Annotated in this window: 31 protein-coding genes; 2 read left to right on the forward strand and 29 right to left on the reverse strand. The window is 68.7% G+C overall.

All coding sequences use genetic code 11. The features are described 5' to 3' along the window. Nucleotides 1-777: 777 nt before the first annotated feature. Entirely contained in the window at nucleotides 778-1,785 is a 1,008-nt protein-coding gene (locus tag BMX74_RS21015) for a hypothetical protein (RefSeq protein ID WP_143078714.1), read from the forward strand. Between the two features lie 252 nt (nucleotides 1,786-2,037). Here the strand turns inward: BMX74_RS21015 and truA are convergent, their stop codons facing one another. From truA to infA, 8 genes are all read right to left on the reverse strand, one after another. Further along, entirely contained in the window at nucleotides 2,038-3,018 is a 981-nt protein-coding gene (truA, locus tag BMX74_RS21020) for a tRNA pseudouridine(38-40) synthase TruA (protein WP_091102296.1), read from the reverse strand. Between the two features lie 104 nt (nucleotides 3,019-3,122). Then, nucleotides 3,123-3,644, reverse strand: a complete 522-nt coding sequence (gene rplQ, locus BMX74_RS21025) for a 50S ribosomal protein L17 (RefSeq protein WP_091102299.1) — start codon at nucleotides 3,642-3,644, stop codon at nucleotides 3,123-3,125. 122 nt (nucleotides 3,645-3,766) lie between these two features. Further along, nucleotides 3,767-4,783, reverse strand: a complete 1,017-nt coding sequence (locus BMX74_RS21030) for a DNA-directed RNA polymerase subunit alpha (protein ID WP_055506403.1) — start codon at nucleotides 4,781-4,783, stop codon at nucleotides 3,767-3,769. A 109-nt stretch (nucleotides 4,784-4,892) separates the two neighbouring features. Next, on the reverse strand, nucleotides 4,893-5,519 hold the full coding sequence (gene rpsD, locus BMX74_RS21035; protein ID WP_055506402.1) for a 30S ribosomal protein S4: 627 nt from the start codon (nucleotides 5,517-5,519) through the stop codon (nucleotides 4,893-4,895). A gap of 20 nt (nucleotides 5,520-5,539) precedes the next feature. Then, entirely contained in the window at nucleotides 5,540-5,944 is a 405-nt protein-coding gene (gene rpsK / locus BMX74_RS21040; protein ID WP_020542285.1) for a 30S ribosomal protein S11, read from the reverse strand. A 45-nt stretch (nucleotides 5,945-5,989) separates the two neighbouring features. After that, nucleotides 5,990-6,370 (reverse strand): 30S ribosomal protein S13, encoded by a 381-nt coding sequence (gene rpsM / locus BMX74_RS21045; protein ID WP_055506401.1) that lies wholly within the window; start codon nucleotides 6,368-6,370, stop codon nucleotides 5,990-5,992. 209 nt (nucleotides 6,371-6,579) lie between these two features. Next, a complete protein-coding gene (gene rpmJ / locus BMX74_RS21050) occupies nucleotides 6,580-6,693 on the reverse strand; it encodes a 50S ribosomal protein L36 (RefSeq protein WP_003956441.1) in 114 nt (37 codons plus the stop codon). Between the two features lie 24 nt (nucleotides 6,694-6,717). Further along, nucleotides 6,718-6,939: a translation initiation factor IF-1 gene (gene infA / locus BMX74_RS21055; protein ID WP_030508344.1), complete on the reverse strand. Its 222-nt coding sequence runs from the start codon at nucleotides 6,937-6,939 to the stop codon at nucleotides 6,718-6,720. Between the two features lie 348 nt (nucleotides 6,940-7,287). On the opposite strand from infA, the gene BMX74_RS21060 reads away from it, so the two are divergent. Further along, the gene (locus BMX74_RS21060) at nucleotides 7,288-8,256 is read left to right on the forward strand and encodes an alpha/beta fold hydrolase (RefSeq protein ID WP_177227453.1); all 969 of its coding nucleotides are present in this window, start codon (nucleotides 7,288-7,290) and stop codon (nucleotides 8,254-8,256) included. A 118-nt stretch (nucleotides 8,257-8,374) separates the two neighbouring features. Here the strand turns inward: BMX74_RS21060 and BMX74_RS21065 are convergent, their stop codons facing one another. The 21 genes from BMX74_RS21065 to rplB form a co-directional block, all read right to left on the reverse strand. After that, nucleotides 8,375-8,791, reverse strand: a complete 417-nt coding sequence (locus BMX74_RS21065) for a DUF1707 SHOCT-like domain-containing protein (protein WP_055506399.1) — start codon at nucleotides 8,789-8,791, stop codon at nucleotides 8,375-8,377. A 17-nt stretch (nucleotides 8,792-8,808) separates the two neighbouring features. Then, entirely contained in the window at nucleotides 8,809-9,618 is an 810-nt protein-coding gene (map, locus tag BMX74_RS21070) for a type I methionyl aminopeptidase (RefSeq protein ID WP_055506398.1), read from the reverse strand. Between the two features lie 114 nt (nucleotides 9,619-9,732). Further along, the gene (locus BMX74_RS21075; protein ID WP_055506397.1) at nucleotides 9,733-10,383 is read right to left on the reverse strand and encodes an adenylate kinase; all 651 of its coding nucleotides are present in this window, start codon (nucleotides 10,381-10,383) and stop codon (nucleotides 9,733-9,735) included. Then, complete coding sequence (secY, locus tag BMX74_RS21080; RefSeq protein ID WP_055506396.1) at nucleotides 10,383-11,687, reverse strand: preprotein translocase subunit SecY; 1,305 nt, start codon at nucleotides 11,685-11,687, stop codon at nucleotides 10,383-10,385. Before secY ends, BMX74_RS21075 begins: the two co-directional genes overlap by 1 nt. A 168-nt stretch (nucleotides 11,688-11,855) precedes the next feature. Further along, nucleotides 11,856-12,311 carry a 50S ribosomal protein L15 gene (gene rplO / locus BMX74_RS21085; RefSeq protein ID WP_055506395.1) on the reverse strand — a complete coding sequence of 152 codons (456 nt, stop codon included), beginning with the start codon at nucleotides 12,309-12,311 and terminating at the stop codon, nucleotides 11,856-11,858. Between the two features lie 2 nt (nucleotides 12,312-12,313). Further along, nucleotides 12,314-12,496, reverse strand: a complete 183-nt coding sequence (rpmD, locus tag BMX74_RS21090; protein ID WP_020542293.1) for a 50S ribosomal protein L30 — start codon at nucleotides 12,494-12,496, stop codon at nucleotides 12,314-12,316. A gap of 2 nt (nucleotides 12,497-12,498) precedes the next feature. Continuing rightward, nucleotides 12,499-13,128: a 30S ribosomal protein S5 gene (gene rpsE / locus BMX74_RS21095; RefSeq protein WP_049572667.1), complete on the reverse strand. Its 630-nt coding sequence runs from the start codon at nucleotides 13,126-13,128 to the stop codon at nucleotides 12,499-12,501. 28 nt (nucleotides 13,129-13,156) lie between these two features. Next, the gene (rplR, locus tag BMX74_RS21100; protein ID WP_055506394.1) at nucleotides 13,157-13,540 is read right to left on the reverse strand and encodes a 50S ribosomal protein L18; all 384 of its coding nucleotides are present in this window, start codon (nucleotides 13,538-13,540) and stop codon (nucleotides 13,157-13,159) included. Nucleotides 13,541-13,542: 2 nt separating this feature from the next. Then, nucleotides 13,543-14,085: a 50S ribosomal protein L6 gene (rplF, locus tag BMX74_RS21105; RefSeq protein ID WP_055506393.1), complete on the reverse strand. Its 543-nt coding sequence runs from the start codon at nucleotides 14,083-14,085 to the stop codon at nucleotides 13,543-13,545. Between the two features lie 16 nt (nucleotides 14,086-14,101). After that, a complete protein-coding gene (gene rpsH, locus BMX74_RS21110) occupies nucleotides 14,102-14,500 on the reverse strand; it encodes a 30S ribosomal protein S8 (RefSeq protein ID WP_055506392.1) in 399 nt (132 codons plus the stop codon). Nucleotides 14,501-14,672: 172 nt separating this feature from the next. Continuing rightward, the gene (locus tag BMX74_RS21115) at nucleotides 14,673-14,858 is read right to left on the reverse strand and encodes a type Z 30S ribosomal protein S14 (protein ID WP_055506391.1); all 186 of its coding nucleotides are present in this window, start codon (nucleotides 14,856-14,858) and stop codon (nucleotides 14,673-14,675) included. Nucleotides 14,859-14,860: 2 nt separating this feature from the next. After that, on the reverse strand, nucleotides 14,861-15,436 hold the full coding sequence (gene rplE / locus BMX74_RS21120) for a 50S ribosomal protein L5 (RefSeq protein ID WP_055506390.1): 576 nt from the start codon (nucleotides 15,434-15,436) through the stop codon (nucleotides 14,861-14,863). Beyond that, nucleotides 15,436-15,732, reverse strand: a complete 297-nt coding sequence (rplX, locus tag BMX74_RS21125) for a 50S ribosomal protein L24 (protein WP_055506389.1) — start codon at nucleotides 15,730-15,732, stop codon at nucleotides 15,436-15,438. The genes rplE and rplX overlap by 1 nt, the downstream gene beginning before the upstream one ends. Then, nucleotides 15,732-16,103, reverse strand: a complete 372-nt coding sequence (gene rplN / locus BMX74_RS21130) for a 50S ribosomal protein L14 (RefSeq protein WP_043623452.1) — start codon at nucleotides 16,101-16,103, stop codon at nucleotides 15,732-15,734. Before rplN ends, rplX begins: the two co-directional genes overlap by 1 nt. Nucleotides 16,104-16,305: 202 nt before the next feature. Then, on the reverse strand, nucleotides 16,306-16,590 hold the full coding sequence (rpsQ, locus tag BMX74_RS21135) for a 30S ribosomal protein S17 (protein WP_055506388.1): 285 nt from the start codon (nucleotides 16,588-16,590) through the stop codon (nucleotides 16,306-16,308). After that, nucleotides 16,583-16,819 carry a 50S ribosomal protein L29 gene (rpmC, locus tag BMX74_RS21140; RefSeq protein ID WP_055507390.1) on the reverse strand — a complete coding sequence of 79 codons (237 nt, stop codon included), beginning with the start codon at nucleotides 16,817-16,819 and terminating at the stop codon, nucleotides 16,583-16,585. Before rpmC ends, rpsQ begins: the two co-directional genes overlap by 8 nt. Beyond that, the gene (gene rplP / locus BMX74_RS21145; protein ID WP_055506387.1) at nucleotides 16,819-17,238 is read right to left on the reverse strand and encodes a 50S ribosomal protein L16; all 420 of its coding nucleotides are present in this window, start codon (nucleotides 17,236-17,238) and stop codon (nucleotides 16,819-16,821) included. The genes rpmC and rplP overlap by 1 nt, the downstream gene beginning before the upstream one ends. Nucleotides 17,239-17,240: 2 nt before the next feature. After that, nucleotides 17,241-18,083, reverse strand: coding sequence for a 30S ribosomal protein S3 (gene rpsC / locus BMX74_RS21150; RefSeq protein ID WP_091102304.1), 843 nt, complete (start codon nucleotides 18,081-18,083; stop codon nucleotides 17,241-17,243). After that, complete coding sequence (gene rplV, locus BMX74_RS21155) at nucleotides 18,083-18,436, reverse strand: 50S ribosomal protein L22 (RefSeq protein ID WP_055506385.1); 354 nt, start codon at nucleotides 18,434-18,436, stop codon at nucleotides 18,083-18,085. The genes rpsC and rplV overlap by 1 nt, the downstream gene beginning before the upstream one ends. A gap of 28 nt (nucleotides 18,437-18,464) precedes the next feature. Continuing rightward, nucleotides 18,465-18,743: a 30S ribosomal protein S19 gene (rpsS, locus tag BMX74_RS21160; protein WP_055506384.1), complete on the reverse strand. Its 279-nt coding sequence runs from the start codon at nucleotides 18,741-18,743 to the stop codon at nucleotides 18,465-18,467. An 11-nt stretch (nucleotides 18,744-18,754) separates the two neighbouring features. After that, complete coding sequence (gene rplB / locus BMX74_RS21165) at nucleotides 18,755-19,591, reverse strand: 50S ribosomal protein L2 (protein ID WP_055506383.1); 837 nt, start codon at nucleotides 19,589-19,591, stop codon at nucleotides 18,755-18,757. Between the last annotated feature and the right edge of the window lie 30 nt (nucleotides 19,592-19,621).

Raw genomic sequence — 19,621 nt, forward strand, 5'->3', positions numbered from 1 at the left:
GCCGACCGACCCAGGGATCCCGCCGGCCATCCTGCCGACGCCATGAAGCGCCCGGCCGACGGCCCCTCCGCCATGACCGCAGGCGCGGGTACCGGGACCGCCGCCGCAGGCGCAGCCGCCGGGACGGGCGCCGACGGCTCGGGCCGAGGCGCAGCTCCCGGCGGCACCGGCTCCGGCCGGGCTGCCTCAGCCGCAGACTTCGACGGCGCTGGTGCCAGTGTGGGCGACGGTGTCGGCCACGGTGCAGGCGGCGGCCCGCGAATCCCTGCGGGCACGGACGACGGCACAGGCATCCGAACGGGTGACAGCGCAGGCCGCGGCACAGCCGGTAACGCAGCCAACGACGCAGCTGGTAGCGCGGGCGACGGTACAGGCATCAGTACGGGCAACGACGCAGGCAAAGACACAGCCGGTGGCGCCGGCGACAGCGCAAGCATCAGTACAGGCAGCGCAGCAGCCGGTGGCGCGGGCGACAGCGCAAGCATCAGTACAGGCAGCGGTGCAACCGGTGGCGCGGGCGGTGGTACAGGCGGCGGTACGGGCGACGGTGCCGGCGGCGCAGGTGGTGCCGGCGGCGCAGGTGGTGCGGGCGGCGGATCCGGCGGCGGATCCGGCGGCGGTGCAGGTGGTGTCGGCGGCCGTGCGGGGGCTGGTTCGGGTGGCCCTGCCGGCAGCCCCGTCGGCGGCCCTGTCGGCGGCCCTGTCGGCAGCCCTGCCAGCAGCCCTGTCGGCAGCCCTGACGGCGACCGCGCGGGCGGCGGCGGTGAGGTCGGTCGCTTGGATCAGGGGGGCGACGACGTCTCCGACCGGCGGCCCGCGCCTCCGCGGATGGTCGAGGACCCGAACCCCACCATGCACCGCCTGCCCGACCTGCCGTTCGGTTCCGACGGCTGGAGCCGGCGCTCCGACCACCCCACGCCACCCGCTGGAAGCCCTGCCTATCAGGGCGGTCCAGGGGCGCAGGGTGGTCCCGGGGGCCAGGTGGTCAGCCCGGCGTTCTCCCCCGACGGGTACAGGCAGCCGCCGTTCCAGACGCCGCCACCTCCCCCACCGCCGCAGGGCAGGAGCAAGCGGGCGCTGCTGGTGACGTTGGGCGCGCTGGCCCTGGCCGGTGTGGCCACGGGCGGCTTCTTCGCGTACCGGAACATGTCGGCGCCCTCGGCGACGACGGCGGCCCCGCAGCCGACGGACGGCACGCCCACGGCCGAGCCGACGGACGCGGCGAGCGGCGCGCCAACGGACGCCCCCGGCGCCTCGAAGCTGAACTCGGAGGAGACGGACCCTGCCAGGATGGCGCTGTCGGAGGCCTTCCCCAAGAAGAAGGTGCAGGCAGCGGGCATGACGTTCACCAGGGTCAAGACCGACACGGAGACGCGCTGCGAGAAGGCGGCGACGGGCGCGTTCGCCGGCGCGCTGCGCGAGCAGAAATGCGACAGGGTGCTGAGGGCGACGTACGTCGACGGCAAGCGCCGCTTCGCCGTGACGACGGGCATCGCGGTGCTGCCGTCGAAGGAGGCGGCCGAGGCCGCCGACGGGGCGAAGGACCTGGGGCGCAACGTGTGGTTCCGTCCGCTGCCCGGCGCGTCGGGGTCGGGCGGCGACCGGGTGCACATCGCGGGGGGTTACGGTGCGGGCCTGCTGTGGGGGCGCTACATCGTCTTCAGCTACGCCACCTACGCCGACGGCCACACGCCGGGGGCGAAGGACAAGGCGCTGGCGAAGGTGAGCGGCGCCTTCCGGGACCAGGCCTCCGCGGTGCTGGAACACCGCGCCACCGCCGACTGACCCACGCCACGCGGCGGCCCACCCCGAGCGGCACCTCCGGAGTCACCCCGCCACCACCCCAGGCGGCGCCTCCGAAGCCAGCCGCCACCGGCAACCGGACCCCGCCCGAGCACGCCCCCGGGGGCAGCCCGCCACCGCGGCCGCCCCACCCGGGCGGCACCTCCGGACTCAGCCCACCACCGGCAACCGGACCCCGCCCAAGCGCGCCTCCGAGGGCAGCCTGCCACCGGCCCCACGCCGCACGCCGCGGGATCAGGCCTCTGCCGTGCTCGAACCCCGTGCCACCGACGGCTGGTGCTGCGCCGGCGCCGCCGCCTGCGGGCCGGCCCCCGGTCCGGCCGAGGTCGCCGAGGGCGTCGAGGGCGCCGAGGGCGTCGAGGGCGCCGAGGGCAGGGTGCGCACCCGGCGTGTCGCCTCGGCGCGTGCGGCGAGTTCCTCCGCGGGCGGGTAGGCGACCGCCTCCAGGCACAGCCCGTGCGCGGGCGCGACGTGCACCCCGGAGTCGCGTACGGCCCGCGTCAGCACCTGCCCCGGCCATTCGACGGGCCGCCGCCCGTCGCCGACGGCGAGCAGCGACCCGACGAGGGCGCGCACCATGGAGTGGCAGAACGCGTCGGCCACGACGGTGGCCACGACGACGCCGTCGGCCTGCCGTTCCCACTCGAGCCGCTGGAGTTCCCTGATGGTGGTGGCGCCGTCGCGCTTCTTGCAGAACGCGGCGAAGTCGTGCTCGCCGAGCAGCCGCGCGGAGGCGGCGTTCAGCGCGGCGACGTCGAGCGGGCGATTGTGCCAGAGCACCTCGCGGCGCCGCAGCGGGTCGCCGCCGCCGGGCCCGTCGGCCACCCGGTACGCGTACCGGCGGGACAGCGCCGAGAAACGGGCGTCGAAGCCCTCAGGAGCCACGCTGACGCGATGAACCCGCACATCGAGGGGTAGGACACCTCCCAGCCTCCTGACGAGCGCAGCGAGCCGCTCGTCCACGTCCTGCGGCGGGCGGTTGCCGTCGAGCTCGGCGAGGGAGCCGTCGGGGACGTCCACGTGGGCGACCTGCCCGCGCGCGTGCACGCCGGCGTCGGTGCGTCCGGCCACGGTCAGCTCGGCGGGCCCGCCGAGGCGCAGGATCCTGCCGATCGCCTGCTCGATCTCGCCCTGGACGGTACGGCGCGCGGGCTGCCTCGCCCATCCGGAGAAGTCGGTGCCGTCGTACGCGAGGTCGAGACGGAGCCGTACCATGATCACCCTCCTGATACCGGAACGGGCCCGGACCCCCGTGAGGGGGGCCGGGCCCGTTCACCTGGCCTGAGAAACCAGGACCTGAGGAATCAGGGCCTGAGGAATCAGGCCTCGTCCTTCTTTGCCTCAGCCTCGGCGGCCGGGGCCTCCTCGGCGGGAGCCTCGGCCTTGGCCTCCTCGGCCTCGGCGGGGGTCTCCTCGACCTTGGGCTCCTCGGCGGGCGCCGGAGCGGCGGCCGGGGCCTGCGTACGAGTCGTCACCGCGTTCAGGGGCTCCGTCACCAGCTCGATGACCGCCATGGGGGCGTTGTCGCCCTTACGCGGACCGACCTTGGTGATGCGGGTGTAGCCACCGGGACGCTCGGCGAAGGTCGTCGCGATCTCGGTGAACAGGTGGTGGACGACGCCCTTGTCCCTGACGACGGTCAGAACCTGGCGACGGTTGTGGATGTCGCCCTTCTTGGCCTTCGTGATCAGGCGCTCCGCCAGCGGGCGCAGGCGCTTGGCCTTGGCAACCGTGGTGCGGATCTTGCCGTGGCGGAACAGATCGGTGGCGAGGTTCGCCAGGATCAGCCGCTCGTGCGCCGGGCTGCCGCCAAGACGTGCACCCTTGGTGGGCTTGGGCATTTCATTCTCCTTGGAGTTAACCCGCCCCGGCCGTACCAGGTACCGGAGTCGGGCCGCGGGAACCGCCGCGCGGTTCCCGCGTCATGTGAACACGTCCCGGGGGCCGCGCGGCCCCCGGAGGACTAGTACTGCTCGGTCTCGACGTACGCGCTGTCGTCGTCGTCGTAGCCGCCGCCGGCCACCGCGCTCGGGTCGAACCCGGGCGGGGAGTCCTTGAGCGCCAGCGACATCTCGTGCAGCTTCTGCTTGACCTCTTCGATCGACTTGGCGCCGAAGTTGCGGATGTCGAGGAGGTCCTGCTCGCTGCGGGCGACGAGCTCACCCACGGTGTGGATGCCCTCGCGCTTGAGGCAGTTGTAGGAGCGGACGGTGAGGTTGAGCTCCTCGATCGGCAGCGCCAGGTCGGCGGCCAGGGCGGCGTCGGTCGGCGACGGGCCGATGTCGATGCCCTCGGCCTCGACGTTGAGCTCGCGGGCCAGGCCGAACAGCTCGACGAGGGTCTTGCCCGCGGAGGCCACCGCGTCGCGGGGCTTCATCGCCGGCTTGGTCTCGACGTCGAGGATGAGACGGTCGAAGTCGGTGCGCTGCTCGACTCGGGTCGCCTCGACCTTGTACGTGACCTTGAGCACCGGGGAGTAGATGGAGTCGATCGGGATACGGCCGATCTCCTGGCCCGGCTGCTTGTTCTGGGCGGCGGAGACGTAGCCGCGACCGCGCTCGACGGTGAGCTCCATCTCCAGCTTCGCCTTGCTGTTGAGCGTGGCGATGCGCAGCTCGGGGTTGTGCACCTCGACACCGGCGGGCGGCGCGATGTCGGCGGCGGTGACCTCGCCCGGGCCCTGCTTGCGCAGGTACATCACGACGGGCTCGTCGTGCTCGGACGAGACGACGAGCTCCTTGAGGTTCAGGATGATGTCGGTGACGTCTTCCTTGACCCCGGGAACGGTCGAGAACTCGTGCAGCACACCCTCGATGCGGATGCTCGTCACGGCCGCGCCCGGGATGGACGACAGCAGCGTGCGGCGCAGCGAGTTGCCGATGGTGTAGCCGAAGCCCGGCTCCAGCGGCTCGATGACGAAGCGGGACCGGGTCTCGTCGATCGACTCTTCGAGAAGAGTCGGACGCTGAGCGATCAGCATGAGTGGGATCTCCCCTGTTTCGTGTGGCGCCCGCTATATGACGCCACCCCGATAGACAGCTTAGTTCGGGTACGGCATGCCGTACCCGAACTAAACGAGCGGCGAGTGACTACTTCGAGTAGTACTCGACGATGAGCTGCTCCTGGACCTGCGTGTCGATCTGCTGACGGACCGGCAGCTGGTGGATCAGGACGCGGAGCTTGTCCGGCACGACGCCGAGCCAGGCCGGGACCTGACGCTCACCGGCGGTGGCGCGGGCGACCTCGTACGGCATGAGGCTGCGCTTGTTCTCGCGGACCTCGATGATGTCGTGCTCGCGCACGCGGTACGACGGGATGTCGACCTTCTTGCCGTTCACCAGGATGTGGCCGTGACGGACCTGCTGGCGGGCGGCGTCGCGCGACTGGGCGAAACCGGCGCGGTAGACCACGTTGTCGAGGCGGCTCTCCAGGATCTGGAGCAGCACCTCACCGGTCTTGCCGGTCTTGCGGGAGGCTTCCTCGTAGTAGTTGTGGAACTGCTTCTCGAGGACGCCGTAGATGCGGCGGGTCTTCTGCTTCTCGCGAAGCTGAAGCTGGTACTCGGACTCCTTGGGGCGTCCGCGGCCGTGCTCACCCGGCGGGTAAGGACGGATCTCGATGGGGCACTTGGCGGACTCGCACTTGCTGCCCTTGAGGAAGAGCTTGGTCTTCTCGCGACGGCAGAGCTTGCAGTCCGCGCCCGTGTAACGAGCCATTTCTCAATCTCTCCTGGAATTCAGACGCGGCGGCGCTTCGGCGGACGGCAGCCGTTGTGCGGAACCGGGGTGACGTCCTGGATCGAGCCCACTTCGAGGCCGGTGGCCTGAAGGGAGCGGATCGCGGTCTCGCGGCCCGAACCCGGACCCTTGACGAAGACGTCGACCTTCCGCATGCCGTGCTCCATGGCGCGGCGGGCGGCGTTCTCGGCGGCCATCTGAGCGGCGAACGGGGTGGACTTACGGGAGCCCTTGAAGCCCACGTGGCCCGCGCTGGCCCAGGAGATCACGTTCCCGTTCGGGTCGGTGATCGAGACGATGGTGTTGTTGAACGTGCTCTTGATGTGGGCGTGCCCGTGAGCGACGTTCTTCTTTTCCTTGCGGCGCACCTTCTTCGGCGCACCCTGGCGGCTCTTAGGAGGCATTGCTTGCCTTCACTCCTGAGGTGTTCGGTCCTGCGGCTGCGCGGACTACTTCTTACCGGGCTTCTTCTTGCCGGCGACGGTCTTCTTCTTGCCCTTGCGGGTGCGCGCGTTGGTCTGCGTGCGCTGACCGTGGACCGGGAGGCCCTTACGGTGCCGGATGCCCTGGTAGCAACCAATTTCGATCTTGCGACGGATGTCGGCCTGGACCTCGCGGCGCAGGTCACCCTCGATCTTGAAGTTCGCCTCGATGTAGTCACGCATCGGGACGAGCTCGTTGTCGGTGAGCTGGTGCACCCGCATGTCGCCGCTCACACCGGTCGCCTGGAGAATCTCCTGGGCGCGGGTGCGGCCGATGCCGTAGATGTAGGTGAGAGCGATCTCCAGCCGCTTCTCGCGGGGGAGGTCGACGCCAACCAGGCGAGCCATGGTCGGGCATTCTCCTTCGTTGTGGCGGAGGTCTTGCGCGTCACCACCCCTCCCCATGCCCGGGGTGAGGGCCCCGGCCTCCGACCGGGGGTCTCCTGAACGGTTCGGTCGCCCGCCTGCTCAGGTGTGACACGCGATTACTGAATCAGGCTCCTCATGCGTCGAGCCCGCTCCCTGGACGGGGCGGACTCGGAGAAGCCTTGCGGCGACTAGCCCTGACGCTGCTTGTGGCGCAGGTTGTCGCAGATCACCATGACGCGACCGTGCCGGCGGATCACCTTGCACTTGTCGCAGATCTTCTTGACGCTCGGCTTTACCTTCATTGTCCTTCGTGTTCCTCAGACGTCTTACTTGTATCGGTAGACGATCCGCCCACGACTCAGGTCGTAGGGGCTCAGTTCCACGACTACCCTGTCGTCCGGCAGGATCCGGATGTAGTGCATCCGCATCCGTCCGCTGATGTGGGCCAGGACCTTATGGCCGTTATCGAGCTGCACCCTGAACATGGCGTTCGGGAGCGACTCAATCACAGTGCCCTCGATCTCGATGGCGCCGTCTTTCTTGGCCAAAATCCCTCGCGTTTCACTGATCGATCGTCTGAGGCTCCGGTTCACTAAGCAGCCGCGACCTCACGCTTCGGAGAGAGCGGCGACCGGCAAGGGCCACCGACGCGTGATAGTCATAGTGAGCCGACTAAGGAGTGTACGACACCTGAGCCAAAAACGCGAAACGCGTGCCAGGTGTCCTGACACAACCATGTCGAGTGTACCCCACCGCATTCGGCACAATGCCCGCTCCTCCTTGAGAAGGAGCGGCCAGGCGTCTGCTCCCGGCCCCGGTTCAGCCGCCGGGACGAGGAGAACCGCCCTCCACGTCCCTAGGTTCGAACCGTGGGAAGCGTGAAGGGTGTGAGACGCGTGAGCAACCCCAGGCCCCGCAGGCTGCGCAGGGCCGCGGCGTGGTGCGCGGTGGCGGCCGTGCTGCTGAGCGGGGCCGGCTTCGCGTACGAGTCGGCGGCCGAGCGCGACGACGCCCGGCGGTACCCGGCCCCCGGCCGGCTGGTCGGCGTCGCCGGTCACCGGCTCCACCTGCACTGCACCGGCGAGGGATCCCCCACCGTGGTGCTGGAGGCCGGGCTCGCCGAGTCGAGCGTGAGCTGGGCCGGCGTCCAGCGGGCCCTGTCCGCCCGTGGCCGGGTCTGCTCCTACGACCGGGCGGGCTACGCGTGGAGCGACACGGGGCCGGCGCCGCGCACCGCGTCGCGGGCCGCGGAAGACCTGCGCGCGCTGCTCGCCGCCGCCGGTGAGCGGGCGCCGTACGTGCTGGTCGCGCACTCCTACGGCGGCCAGGTGGCCCGCCTGTTCGCCGGCCGGTGGCGGGACCTCACCGCCGGTCTGGTGCTGATCGACGTCACCGACGAGACCCAGCTCGACGCGCTCGCGATGTCCAGGCCTCTGCTGGCCGCCCAGTTCACCGCGTACGGGCTCCTCGCCCGCACCGGCGTGCTCCGCCTCACCGGGGACGCCCTGGCGCCCGGGGACGCGACCGCCGAGGCCCGCGCCGCGGCCCCGGTCGTCTACGGGGCGAGGAGCATGGCCGCCGCCCGGTCGGAGGCGTGGGCGGCGCTGCGGAGCGCGGCGGAGGTGGCCGCCACGGTCCGCCCAGGAGCGTGGGGCGATCTGCCGGTGGCGGTCGTCATCCCGTCGGGGCAGCCGGAAGGCGCCGTCGGCCGGGCGAGGTCCCTCGCCGCGCTGTCCACCCGCGGGCGGGTGCTGACCGCTGCCACGACCGAGCACTACGTGCAGATGCACGAGCCGCGGGTCGTCCTGGGCGCCGTCGGCGAGGTCGTGGACGCGGCCCGCGCGACCCTCCGGAAACGCCCCTGAGACCCCGCGCGACGCTCCAGGAATACCCCGGAGAGGCCGCGCCACGCTCCTGGACGCCCCTGAGAGGCCGCGGCGGCCTCGGGACCGCCAGGAGGACACCGGCCCGCCGGGTCGGGTGTCAGGGACGCCGCTTCGGGCCCGCCAGCGTGCTCAGCAGCAGGACGGCGCCCCACGGGCCCATCACCCACAGCGGCCAGGGATAGATCAGCTCCCCGGAGGTGACGCTGACGATCAGCCAGATCACCCAGTTGATCGCGCTCGCCGCCGCCCAGGTGCCCCAGGCGGCCCGCATGCCCTGGTGCGTCGCGGGCCTGGCCACCTCGGCGTGAGGCTGCGGTCGCTGGCGCAGGTCGACGTCGGGGAGGTCCGCCGTCAGCTTCGCCAGCTCACCGTACGTCCTGCTGGCGTAGACCTGTTCGAGCCGCTCGTTGAACTCCTCCATCGTGATGCGGCCCTGGGCGGTGTGCTCCCGGAGGATGGCGGCGACCCTGTCGCGGTCGACGTCGGAGGCACGCATCTCGGGGCTGTGCGCCATACCACCACTCCCGGCGGCTAGTTCTGGAGTTGGGCCAGGCGCTCCTCGCCGCCGTCGAGGGCGGTGAGCACCCAAGGTCCATTATGTGTCACCGCGACGCTGTGCTCGAAGTGCGCGGACGCCTTGCCGTCGACGGTCACGACCGTCCAGTCGTCGGTCAGGACGCGGGTGCGCTCGGTGCCCAGGTTCACCATCGGCTCGATGGCCAGGCACATGCCCTCCTCCAGCACCGGGCCGCGCCCGGGACGCCCGTGGTTGGCGATCCACGGGTCCATGTGCATCTCGGTGCCGATGCCGTGGCCGCCGTACTCCGGAGGGATGCCGTAGCGGCCCTGCGAGCGGACGTACCGCTCCACCTCGTGGCCGATGTCGGACAGGTGGCGGCCCGGCTTCAGCGCGGCGATGCCGCGCCACATGGCCTCCTCGGTCACCCGCATCAGCTCGGTGAGCTTCGGGTCGACCTCGCCGACCGGCACCGTGACCGCCGAGTCGCCGTGCCAGCCGTCCAGGATGGCGCCGCAGTCGATGGAGATGACGTCGCCCTCGCGCAGCTTGCGGGCGTTCGTCGGGATGCCGTGGACGACCTCGTGGTTCACCGAGGCGCAGATCGTCGCAGGGAACCCCTGGTAGCCCTTGAACGACGGGATCGCGCCCTCGTCCCTGATCGCCTTCTCGGCGATGACGTCGAGGTCGAGCGGCGTCATGCCCGGCTCGACCGAGCGCTTCAGCAGGTCGAGCGTGCGCCCGACCACCAGGCCCGCCGCGCGCATCTTCTCCAACTGCTCGGCCGACTTGATCTGGATTCCGTGTCTGTTTCGTCTGAACAATGTTCCGGCACCCCCCGGGGTCTCAACGGGCGACGTGGGAGCCCAATTCCCCCCACAATAGCCGCGAGGTGGCACGGATCACCGTGCCACCTCCGCAGTAGTGCTGCCGGGCCCCTAACCGAGGAACGGCCGGATCGCCTCCATGGCGCGCTCGGTGACCTCCTCGACCGGCCCCGTCGCGTCGACCCCGACGAGGATGTCCTCGCCCGCGTAGTAGGAGATCAGGGGCGCGGTCTGCTCCTGGTAGACCTCCAGGCGGTGCCTGACGGTCTCCTCCTTGTCGTCGTCGCGCTGGAACAGGGCGCCGCCGCACGCGTCGCACTTGTCGTCCTTCTTGTCGTCGAAGTCGACGTGCCAGATGCGGCCGCACTGGCTGCACGTACGGCGGCCGGCGAGCCGCCTGACCACCTCGTCGTCGTCGACGACCAGCTCCAGGACCAGGTCAAGCGCCTGACCCCAGTCCTTGAGCATCTCGCGCAGGATCTCGGCCTGCGCCACGTTCCTGGGGAAGCCGTCGAGCAGGAAACCGTCCTGCGCGTCGTCCTCCGAGAGCCGATCGCGGACCATGGCGATGGTCACCTCGTCGGGTACGAGGTCGCCGCGGTCCATGTATGTCTTGGCCAGCTTGCCGAGCTCCGTGCCGCCCGAGACGTTGGCACGGAAGATGTCACCTGTCGAGATCTTCGGGACGGACAGGTTCGATGCGATGTACTGGGCCTGTGTCCCCTTACCCGCTCCGGGGGGCCCGACCAGAACGAGACGCACTACCGCAGGAAGCCTTCGTAGTTACGCTGCTGCAGCTGGCTCTCGATCTGCTTGACCGTGTCCAGGCCGACACCAACCATGATCAGAATACTCGTCCCTCCGAACGGGAAGTTCTGGCTCGCCCCGGCCACCGCGAGCGCGACGATCGGGATCATGGAGATCAGACCCAGATAGAGCGCGCCGGGCGCAGTCAGACGGGTGAGCACGAAGTTCAGGTATTCAGCCGTCGGCCGGCCCGGACGGATGCCCGGAATGAACCCACCGTACTTCTTCATGTTGTCAGCCACTTCAGCGGGGTTGAAAGTGATGGACACGTAGAAGTACGTGAAGAAGATGATCAGCACGAAGAACGTCGCCATGTACACCGGGTGGTCGCCGCGCACGAGGTAGGTGGAGATCCACCGCACGACCGCGTTGTCGGTGTTCTGGAACAGCGACGTGAGGAGCTGAGGCAGGTAGAGCAGGGAGGAGGCGAAGATGACCGGGATGATGCCGGCCTGGTTCACCTTGAGCGGGATGTAGGTGGACGTGCCGCCGTACATGCGCCGCCCGACCATCCGCTTGGCGTACTGGACGGGGATGCGGCGCTGGGCCTGCTCGACGAAGACCACCGCGGCGATCATGAAGATACCGACCACCATGACGACCGCGAAGGTGAACTTGTTCGCCTGGAAGATGTTGCTGAGCTCGGAGGGGAAGACCGCGACGACCTGAGTGAAGATCAGAATGGACATGCCGTTGCCGACGCCCCGGTCGGTGACGAGCTCACCGAGCCACATGATCACCGACGTGCCGGCCGTCATGATGACGACCATCGTGACGATGCCGAAGATGTTGTCGGGGTCGAGCAGGACAGGCTGCTGGCAGTTCGGGAACAGCTGCCCGGAGCGGGCCAGCGCGATGAAGGCGGTGGACTGCAGGACACCGAGGCCGATCGTCAGATAACGCGTATACTGCGTGATCTTGGTCTGGCCCGCCTGGCCTTCCTTCTTCAGCGCCTCGAGGCGCGGGATCACCACGACGAGCAACTGAAGGATGATGCTCGCGGTGATGTACGGCATGATGCCCAGCGCGAACACCGACAGCTTCAGAAGCGCACCGCCGCTGAAAAGCTGCACCATCCCGTAGATGTTGCCGGTGTCTCCGCTACGGGCCTGGTCGAAACAGGCGCGGAGATTCTGTACGTGGACTCCCGGAGTCGGAAGAACCGAGCCGAGACGGAACAGCGCGATGATGCCCAGGGTGAAGAGCAACTTCTTGCGCAGGTCCGGTGTCCGGAACGCCCGGGTAAACGCGGTCAGCACGGTCCCTCCTGCGCGCCTATATGGCGGTGTGAGTATGCGATGGTGCGGGGATCTGCCATCTGAAGTCTCAGGTCAAACGAGCGCGACAGAAACCTGCCGTCTCGCGAACTCTAACGCACTACGGGCGTGGGGGCCCATTGTCAAAGCCCCCACGCCTCGTAATAGCTCTTACAGCTCGGTAACGGAACCACCCGCGGCCGTGATCTTGTCCTTCGCGGTGCCCGAGAAGGCGTGAGCCTGCACGTTCACCGCGACCGAGATCTCGCCGGTGCCGAGCACCTTGACGAGCTGGTTCTTACGGACAGCGCCCTTGGCGACCAGCGCCTCGACGGTGACGTCGCCACCCTCGGGGAACAGCTCGCCGAGCTTGTCCAGGTTGACGACCTGGTAGGTCGTCTTGAACAGCGCGTTGGAGAAGCCCTTGAGCTTCGGCAGACGCCTCTGCAGCGGCACCTGACCACCCTCGAACCCGAGGTGGACGTTGGTGCGGGCGTGCGTGCCCTTGGTGCCGCGACCGGCGGTCTTGCCCTTGGACGCCTCGCCGCGACCCTTGCGGATCTTGGCCTTGTTGGCGCCGGGGGCCGGACGCAGGTCGTGAATCTTGAGCGGAGCCTTGTCAGTCATGACTAGTCGACCTCTTCCACCTCGACGAGGTGCGTCACCACGGCGACCATCCCGCGAATCTCGGGCCGGTCCTCCTTGACGACGACGTCGCCGATTCGCTTCAGGCCAAGCGAACGCAGCGAGTCACGCTGGTTCTGCTTGCCACCGATCTTCGAGCGAACCTGAGTGATCTTCAGGCGTGCCATGACTAGCTCACCGCCTTAGCGGCCGCGGCCTCGGCGATGCCCTCGCGCTGAGCCTTGAGCATCCGGGCCGGAGCCACGTCCTCGATCGGCAGGCCACGGCGGGCGGCGATCTCCTCGGGCCGGGAAAGGCCCTTCAGAGCCGCCACGGTGGCGTGCACGATGTTGATCGGGTTGTCCGAGCCGAGCGACTTGGACAGCACGTCGTGGATGCCGGCGCACTCCAGCACCGCGCGCACCGGGCCACCGGCGATGACGCCGGTACCGGCCGACGCCGGACGCAGGAAGACGACGCCCGCCGCCTCCTCGCCCTGCACGGTGTGCGGGATCGTGCCCTGGATGCGGGGCACCTTGAAGAAGTGCTTCTTGGCCTCCTCGACACCCTTGGCGATCGCCGCGGGCACCTCCTTGGCCTTGCCGTATCCGACGCCGACCAGGCCGTTGCCGTCACCGACGACGACGAGGGCGGTGAAGCTGAAGCGACGACCACCCTTCACGACCTTGGCCACTCGGTTGATCTTCACTACGCGCTCGATGTACGAGACGCCCTTGTCGGCGGCGCCACCGCGGCGATCGTCACGACGGTCCCGCCGCTCGCCACCGGTGCCGCCACCGCGACGCGGAGCTGCAGCCATCAGTGGTTCCTCATCTCAACAGTTGCCATCAGAACTCGAGCCCGCCTTCGCGGGCGCTGTCCGCCAGGGCCGCGATGCGCCCGGCGTAGCGGTTGCCACCGCGGTCGAAGACGACCTTGGTGATCCCGGCTTCCTTGGCCCGCTGAGCGAGGAGCTCGCCGACCTTCTTCGCCTTCTCGGTCTTGTCCGCCTCCAGGGTGCGCAGCGAGGCGTCCATGGTGGAGGCGCTCACCAGCGTGTGGCCGACGGAGTCGTCCACGATCTGGACGAACATGTGACGCGTCGAACGGTTGACGACCAGGCGCGGACGCTCGGTCGTGCCGACGATGCTCTTGCGGACACGGCGGTGACGGCGGGCCCGCGAGAGCGTGCGGGCAGCCGTGTGCTTGCTGAACGCAGTCTTCGGAGCCATGCCTACTTACCAGCCTTTCCGACCTTGCGGCGGATCTGTTCGCCCTGGTAACGCACGCCCTTGCCCTTGTACGGGTCGGGCTTGCGCAACTTGCGGATGTTGGCGGCGACCTCGCCGACCTTCTGCTTGTCGATGCCGTCGACGTGGAACAGGGTCGGCTTCTCGACGCGGAAGGAGACGCCCTCGGGGGCGTCGACGATGACCGGGTGGCTGAAGCCCAGCGAGAACTCCAGCTGCGTCGGGCCCTTGGCCTGGACGCGGTAACCGACGCCGACGATCTCCAGGGTCTTGGAGTAGCCCTGCGTGACACCCTGCACCATGTTGGCGATGAGCGTCCGGGACAGGCCGTGCAGCGCACGCACCTTGTTCTCGTCGTTGGGCCGGGTGACGGCGATGGCGCCGTCCTCGTCGCGAGCCACAACGATGGGCTCGGCGACCGTGTGGGTGAGCGTGCCCTTCGGGCCCTTGACCTGGACTTCCTGGCCGTCGATCGTGATGTCCACGCCGCTGGGCACAGGGATGGGCAGCCGTCCGATTCTCGACATGCTGTGTTCCTCCCCTCTACCAGACGTAGGCGAGGACTTCCCCGCCCACACCACGCTTGCCGGCCTGCTTGTCGGTCATGAGACCGGCGGACGTCGAGATGATCGCGACGCCCAGCCCTCCCAGGACTCGGGGCAGGTTGTCCTTCTTCGCATAGACCCGCAGACCGGGCTTGGAAACCCGGCGCAGGCCCGAGAGCGAGCGCTCACGGCTCGGCCCGAACTTGAGCTCCACCACGAGGTTCTTGCCAACCTTGGCGTCCTCGACGGTCCAAGCCTGGATGTAGCCCTCCTGCTGGAGGATCTCGGCGATGTGCGCCTTGATCTTCGAGTACGGCATCGACACGCTGTCGTGGTACGCCGCGTTCGCGTTACGCAGACGCGTGAGCATGTCTGCGATCGGGTCGGTCATCGTCATGGCCAGTGGCCTTCCTCGCCGCGGTTTCCAGTCGGCCAAGCAGCGCTCTGCCGGTGGACCTTCGGCGCGGTCATGGGGCGCTCCCTCCCGGGAGCCCCCTGGGTTTGACATTTCATATGTGGACGGGCCGGTGGCGCGCCCGGGGGCGGCACAGGGCCGCCCCCAAGACTAACTACCAGCTCGACTTGGTGATGCCGGGCAGCTCGCCCCGGTGCGCCATCTCACGGAAGCACACGCGGCACAGCCCGAACTTGCGGTAGACGGCGCGCGGACGGCCGCAGCGCGAGCACCGAGTGTACGCCCGCACCTCGAACTTCTGCTTACGCGCTGCCTTGGCGATCAGCGACTTCTTCGCCATGATCAGGCCTCCTTGAAGGGGAACCCGAGGAGCTTCAGCAGCGCCCGGCCCTGGTCGTCGTTCTTCGCGGTGGTCACGATCGTGATGTCCATGCCCCGCGGCCGGTCCACCTTGTCCTGGTCGACCTCGTGGAACATGACCTGCTCGGTCAGGCCGAACGTGTAGTTGCCGTTGCCGTCGAACTGCTTCGGCGACAGACCGCGGAAGTCACGGATACGGGGCAGGGCCAGCGACAGCAGCCTGTCGAGGAACTCCCACATGCGGTCGCCGCGCAGCGTGACGTGCGCGCCGATCGGCATGCCCTCACGCAGCTTGAACTGCGCGATGGACTTGCGGGCCCGGACCACGGCCGGCTTCTGGCCGGTGATCACGGTGAGGTCGCGGACGGCGCCTTCGATCAGCTTGGAGTCGCGGGCCGCCTCGCCGACACCCATGTTGACCTTGATCTTCACCAGGCCGGGGATCTGCATGACGTTCTCGATGCCGAAGTCCTCGCGAAGCTTGGCCGCGATCTCCTCGCGGTACTTCGTCTTGAGGCGCGGCGTCGGGCGCTCGGTCTCGGTGGTCGTGGCAGTCATCAGCTGTCCTCACCCGTCTCGTCGGCCTTCTCGGCCTTCTTCTCGGCGGGCTTGTCGTCCTTGAGCTTCTTCACGTTGCTCACGTGGATCTTGCCCTCCATGGTCTGCACGCCGCCGGTCTTGGCGCCGCGCGGACCCTGGTGGGTCTCCTTGGAGTGCTTCTTGATCAGGTTGACGCCCTCGACCACCACGCGCTCCTCGGCGGGGTAGGTGGCGATCACGTGACCCTTGGCGCCCTTGTCCTTGCCCGCGATGACCTTGACCAGGTCACCCTTCTTCACATGCAGCTTCGGCATTACAGCACCTCCGGAGCGAGCGAGATGATGCGCATGAACTTCTTGTCACGCAGCTCGCGGCCGACCGGACCGAAGATACGGGTGCCACGGGGGTCGCCGCTGTCCTTGATGATGACGGCGGCGTTCTCGTCGAAGCGGATGTAGGAGCCGTCGGGCCGGCGGCGCTCCTTGACCGTGCGGACGACGACGGCCTTGACCACGTCACCCTTCTTGACGCCCGTGCTGCCGGGGAGGGCGTCCTTGACCGTGGCGACGATGACGTCGCCGATTCCGGCGTAGCGTCGGCCCGAGCCGCCGAGAACGCGGATGCAAAGGATCTCCTTGGCACCCGTGTTGTCGGCGACCTTGAGCCGCGACTCCTGCTGGATCACGTTTACTCCTGTTAGTCGCGCCGGTTCTCAGTGGATCTGAGCCTGGCGGAACCTGCTGTGGTCTTGGTCCCACGGCCACAAACCCCCGAAGGGGATCGCACCGCAGGCGACGCGGGAGCGTGGTGCTCCCGCGTCCTTGGACGCCGTCATGGGGGCTGTCCTGAAGGCAGCCCCCACGAGGCGCGGCATATCCGAGAAGGACTTACTTGGCCTTCTCGAGGATCTCCACGACCCTCCACCGCTTGGTGGCGGAGAGGGGGCGGGTCTCCATGAGCAGCACGCGGTCGCCGACGCCACAGGCGTTGGCCTCGTCGTGCGCCTTGTACTTGGTCGTACGGCGGATGACCTTGCCGTACAGACGGTGCTTGACGCGGTCCTCGACGGCGACGACGACGGTCTTGTCCATCTTGTCGCTCACGACCAGGCCCTCACGGACCTTGCGGAAGTTCCGCGCGTTCTCAGTGCCGGTGGTCTCGGTCTCAGCCATCGCTCGACTCCTTCTCGACCGTGACGATGCCGAGCTCCCGCTCGCGCATCACGGTGTAGATACGGGCGATCTCGCGGCGGACGGCGCGCAGCCGCCCATGGCTCTCCAACTGACCGGTCGCCGCCTGGAAGCGGAGGTTGAACAGCTCCTCCTTCGCCTCCTTCAGCTTCTGGACCAGGGTGTCCTGGTCCTCGAGCCGCAGCTCGCCGGCGGTCAGGCCCTTAGCCATCACGCCTCACCCACTTCACGCTTAACGATCTTGCACTTCATCGGGAGCTTGTGGATCGCGCGCTGAAGCGCCTCGCGGGCGATCGGCTCGGCCACGCCGGACAGCTCGAACATCACGCGTCCGGGCTTGACGTTGGCGATCCACCACTCCGGAGAACCCTTACCGGAACCCATGCGGGTCTCGGCCGGCTTCTTCGTGAGCGGACGGTCGGGGTAGATGTTGATCCACACCTTGCCACCACGGCGGATGTGACGGGTCATCGCGATACGAGCGGACTCGATCTGGCGGTTGGTCACGTAGGAGTGCTCAATCGCCTGAATGCCGAACTCGCCGAAGACGACCCTGGTGCCGCCCTTGGCGGCTCCGCTGCGGTCAGGCCGGTGCTGCTTGCGGTGCTTGACCCTGCGCGGGATCAGCATGGTCAGCTCCCTTCAGCACCCGGCTGCGCAGCCGGGCCGGTCTCGGGGGCGGCCTGCGCGGCCGCCTCGGTCCTGGGGGCGCGGTCGCCACGGCCACCGCGGCGAGCGCCACCGGCGCCACCGCGACGCGGACGCTCGCCGCCGCCGCCCCGACGGTCATCACGCTCACGACGCTGGCCGGCACGGGCGCCGGCGGCGGCCGCCTCGCGCTCGGCGCGGCTCGTCGGAGCCTCACCCTTGTAGATCCACACCTTCACGCCGATGCGGCCGAAGGTGGTGCGGGCCTCGTAGAAGCCGTAGTCGATGTCCGCGCGGAGCGTGTGCAGCGGCACACGGCCCTCGCGGTAGAACTCCGACCGCGACATCTCGGCGCCGCCAAGACGGCCCGAGCACTGCACCCGGATGCCCTTGGCGCCGCTCTTCATCGCCGACTGCATCGCCTTGCGCATGGCGCGACGGAACGACACACGGCTGGAGAGCTGCTCGGCCACGCCCTGCGCGACGAGCTGGGCGTCGATCTCGGGGTTCTTCACCTCGAGGATGTTGAGCTGGACCTGCTTCTTGGTCAGCTTCTCCAGGTCGCCGCGGATGCGGTCGGCCTCCGCGCCGCGACGGCCGATGACGATGCCCGGCCGGGCGGTGTGGATGTCGACCTGGACGCGGTCGGTCGTGCGCTCGATCTCCACCTTGGAGATGCCGGCCCGCTCCATGCCCTTCTGCAGCATGCGGCGGATCGCGACGTCCTCGGCGACGTACGACTTGTACAGCTTGTCGGCGTACCACCGGCTCTTGAAGTCGGTCGTGATGCCGAGGCGGAACCCGTGCGGGTTAACCTTCTGGCCCACTATCGGGTCCTTCCCTTCGGCTCGCGGGACTCCACGATCACAGTGATGTGGCTCGTCCGCTTGTTGATCCGATAGGCACGACCCTGGGCACGCGGACGGAACCGCTTCAGCGTCGGGCCCTCGTCGACCCACGCGCGGCTCACGACCAGCGTCTGGGGGTCGAGATTGAAATTGTGCTCTGCGTTCGCCACGGCGCTCGAGAGCACCTTGTAGATCGGCTCGCTCGCCGACTGGGGAGCGAACTGCAGCACGGCCTGCGCCTCCGAAGCGGGCAGCCCGCGAATAAGGTCCACCACGCGGCGGGCCTTCTGGGGCGTGACGCGGACGAACCGCGCCTGAGCCCTGGCTTCCATCGCTTACTCCTCTGACTTCTGAAGGCTGCTATCGCCGGCTGCGGCGGTCTTCCTTGACGTGGCTGCGGAACGTCCGCGTGGGGGCGAACTCACCGAGCTTGTGGCCGATCATGGAGTCGGTGACGAACACCGGGACGTGCTTGCGGCCGTCGTGCACGGCGATCGTGTGCCCGATCATGTCGGGAACGATCATGGAGCGCCGCGACCACGTCTTGATGACGTTCTTGGTGCCCTTCTCGTTCTGGGCGTCCACCTTCTTCTGCAGGTGGTCGTCCACGAAGGGACCCTTCTTAAGGCTACGTGGCATTTCGGCTGCTCCTACCGCTTCTTCCTCTTGCTCCGACGACGGATGATCAGCCGGTCGCTGGGCTTGTTGGCCTGACGGGTGCGGCCCTCGGGCTTGCCCTTCGGGTTCACCGGGTGGCGACCACCGGAGGTCTTGCCCTCACCACCACCGTGCGGGTGGTCCACCGGGTTCATGGCGACACCGCGGACGGTGGGGCGCTTGCCCTTCCACCGCATACGGCCGGCCTTGCCCCAGTTGATGTTGGCCTGCTCGGCGTTGCCGACCTGGCCGACCGCGGCGCGGCAGCGCACGTCCACCATGCGCATCTCACCGGACGGCATACGCAGCGTGGCGTACTGGCCCTCCTTGGCGAGGAGCTGGATCTGAGCGCCCGCGGAGCGGCCGAGCTTGGCGCCGCCACCCGGACGGAGCTCCACCGCGTGGATGAAGGTACCGGTCGGGATGTTGCGCAGCGGCAGGCAGTTGCCCGGCTTGATGTCGGCGGCAGGGCCGTTCTCGATACGGTCGCCCTGCTTCAGGCCGGTCGGCGCGATGATGTAGCGCTTCTCACCGTCGGCGTAGTGCAGCAGAGCGATGTTGGCGGTGCGGTTGGGGTCGTACTCGATGTGAGCGACCTTGGCCGGGATGCCGTCCTTGTCGTGCCTCCGGAAGTCGATGATCCGGTAGGCGCGCTTGTGACCGCCGCCCTGGTGGCGAGCGGTGACTCGGCCGTGTACGTTCCGGCCGCCCTTGCTGTGAAGGGGTGCAAGCAGCGACTTCTCGGGGGTGCTGCGGGTGATCTCGGAGAAGTCCGAGACACTCGACCCGCGGCGACCCGGAGTCGTCGGCTTGTACTTACGGATGCCCATCTTTTTCGTTCATCCTTCGTCGGTTACATG

Origin of the sequence: Nonomuraea pusilla (genome assembly GCF_900109355.1) — a bacterium.
Taxonomy (GTDB): domain Bacteria; phylum Actinomycetota; class Actinomycetes; order Streptosporangiales; family Streptosporangiaceae; genus Nonomuraea; species Nonomuraea pusilla.

What these genes read in the sequence shown, in the direction of transcription:
- truA (WP_091102296.1), bottom strand. Translation starts at nt 3,018, where the DNA reads ATGGTACGGCTCCGTCTCGACCTCGCGTACGACGGCACCGACTTCTCC.
- rplQ (WP_091102299.1), bottom strand. Translation starts at nt 3,644, where the DNA reads ATGCCCAAGCCCACCAAGGGTGCACGTCTTGGCGGCAGCCCGGCGCAC.
- BMX74_RS21030 (WP_055506403.1), bottom strand. Translation starts at nt 4,783, where the DNA reads ATGCTGATCGCTCAGCGTCCGACTCTTCTCGAAGAGTCGATCGACGAG.
- rpsD (WP_055506402.1), bottom strand. Translation starts at nt 5,519, where the DNA reads ATGGCTCGTTACACGGGCGCGGACTGCAAGCTCTGCCGTCGCGAGAAG.
- rpsK (WP_020542285.1), bottom strand. Translation starts at nt 5,944, where the DNA reads ATGCCTCCTAAGAGCCGCCAGGGTGCGCCGAAGAAGGTGCGCCGCAAG.
- rpsM (WP_055506401.1), bottom strand. Translation starts at nt 6,370, where the DNA reads ATGGCTCGCCTGGTTGGCGTCGACCTCCCCCGCGAGAAGCGGCTGGAG.
- rpmJ (WP_003956441.1), bottom strand. Translation starts at nt 6,693, where the DNA reads ATGAAGGTAAAGCCGAGCGTCAAGAAGATCTGCGACAAGTGCAAGGTG.
- BMX74_RS21065 (WP_055506399.1), bottom strand. Translation starts at nt 8,791, where the DNA reads ATGGCGCACAGCCCCGAGATGCGTGCCTCCGACGTCGACCGCGACAGG.
- rplO (WP_055506395.1), bottom strand. Translation starts at nt 12,311, where the DNA reads ATGACTGACAAGGCTCCGCTCAAGATTCACGACCTGCGTCCGGCCCCC.
- rpmD (WP_020542293.1), bottom strand. Translation starts at nt 12,496, where the DNA reads ATGGCACGCCTGAAGATCACTCAGGTTCGCTCGAAGATCGGTGGCAAG.
- rpsE (WP_049572667.1), bottom strand. Translation starts at nt 13,128, where the DNA reads ATGGCTGCAGCTCCGCGTCGCGGTGGCGGCACCGGTGGCGAGCGGCGG.
- rplR (WP_055506394.1), bottom strand. Translation starts at nt 13,540, where the DNA reads ATGGCTCCGAAGACTGCGTTCAGCAAGCACACGGCTGCCCGCACGCTC.
- rplF (WP_055506393.1), bottom strand. Translation starts at nt 14,085, where the DNA reads ATGTCGAGAATCGGACGGCTGCCCATCCCTGTGCCCAGCGGCGTGGAC.
- rpsH (WP_055506392.1), bottom strand. Translation starts at nt 14,500, where the DNA reads ATGACGATGACCGACCCGATCGCAGACATGCTCACGCGTCTGCGTAAC.
- BMX74_RS21115 (WP_055506391.1), bottom strand. Translation starts at nt 14,858, where the DNA reads ATGGCGAAGAAGTCGCTGATCGCCAAGGCAGCGCGTAAGCAGAAGTTC.
- rplE (WP_055506390.1), bottom strand. Translation starts at nt 15,436, where the DNA reads ATGACTGCCACGACCACCGAGACCGAGCGCCCGACGCCGCGCCTCAAG.
- rplX (WP_055506389.1), bottom strand. Translation starts at nt 15,732, where the DNA reads ATGCCGAAGCTGCATGTGAAGAAGGGTGACCTGGTCAAGGTCATCGCG.
- rpsQ (WP_055506388.1), bottom strand. Translation starts at nt 16,590, where the DNA reads ATGGCTGAGACCGAGACCACCGGCACTGAGAACGCGCGGAACTTCCGC.
- rpmC (WP_055507390.1), bottom strand. Translation starts at nt 16,819, where the DNA reads ATGGCTAAGGGCCTGACCGCCGGCGAGCTGCGGCTCGAGGACCAGGAC.
- rplP (WP_055506387.1), bottom strand. Translation starts at nt 17,238, where the DNA reads ATGCTGATCCCGCGCAGGGTCAAGCACCGCAAGCAGCACCGGCCTGAC.
- rplV (WP_055506385.1), bottom strand. Translation starts at nt 18,436, where the DNA reads ATGGAAGCCAGGGCTCAGGCGCGGTTCGTCCGCGTCACGCCCCAGAAG.
- rpsS (WP_055506384.1), bottom strand. Translation starts at nt 18,743, where the DNA reads ATGCCACGTAGCCTTAAGAAGGGTCCCTTCGTGGACGACCACCTGCAG.
- rplB (WP_055506383.1), bottom strand. Translation starts at nt 19,591, where the DNA reads ATGGGCATCCGTAAGTACAAGCCGACGACTCCGGGTCGCCGCGGGTCG.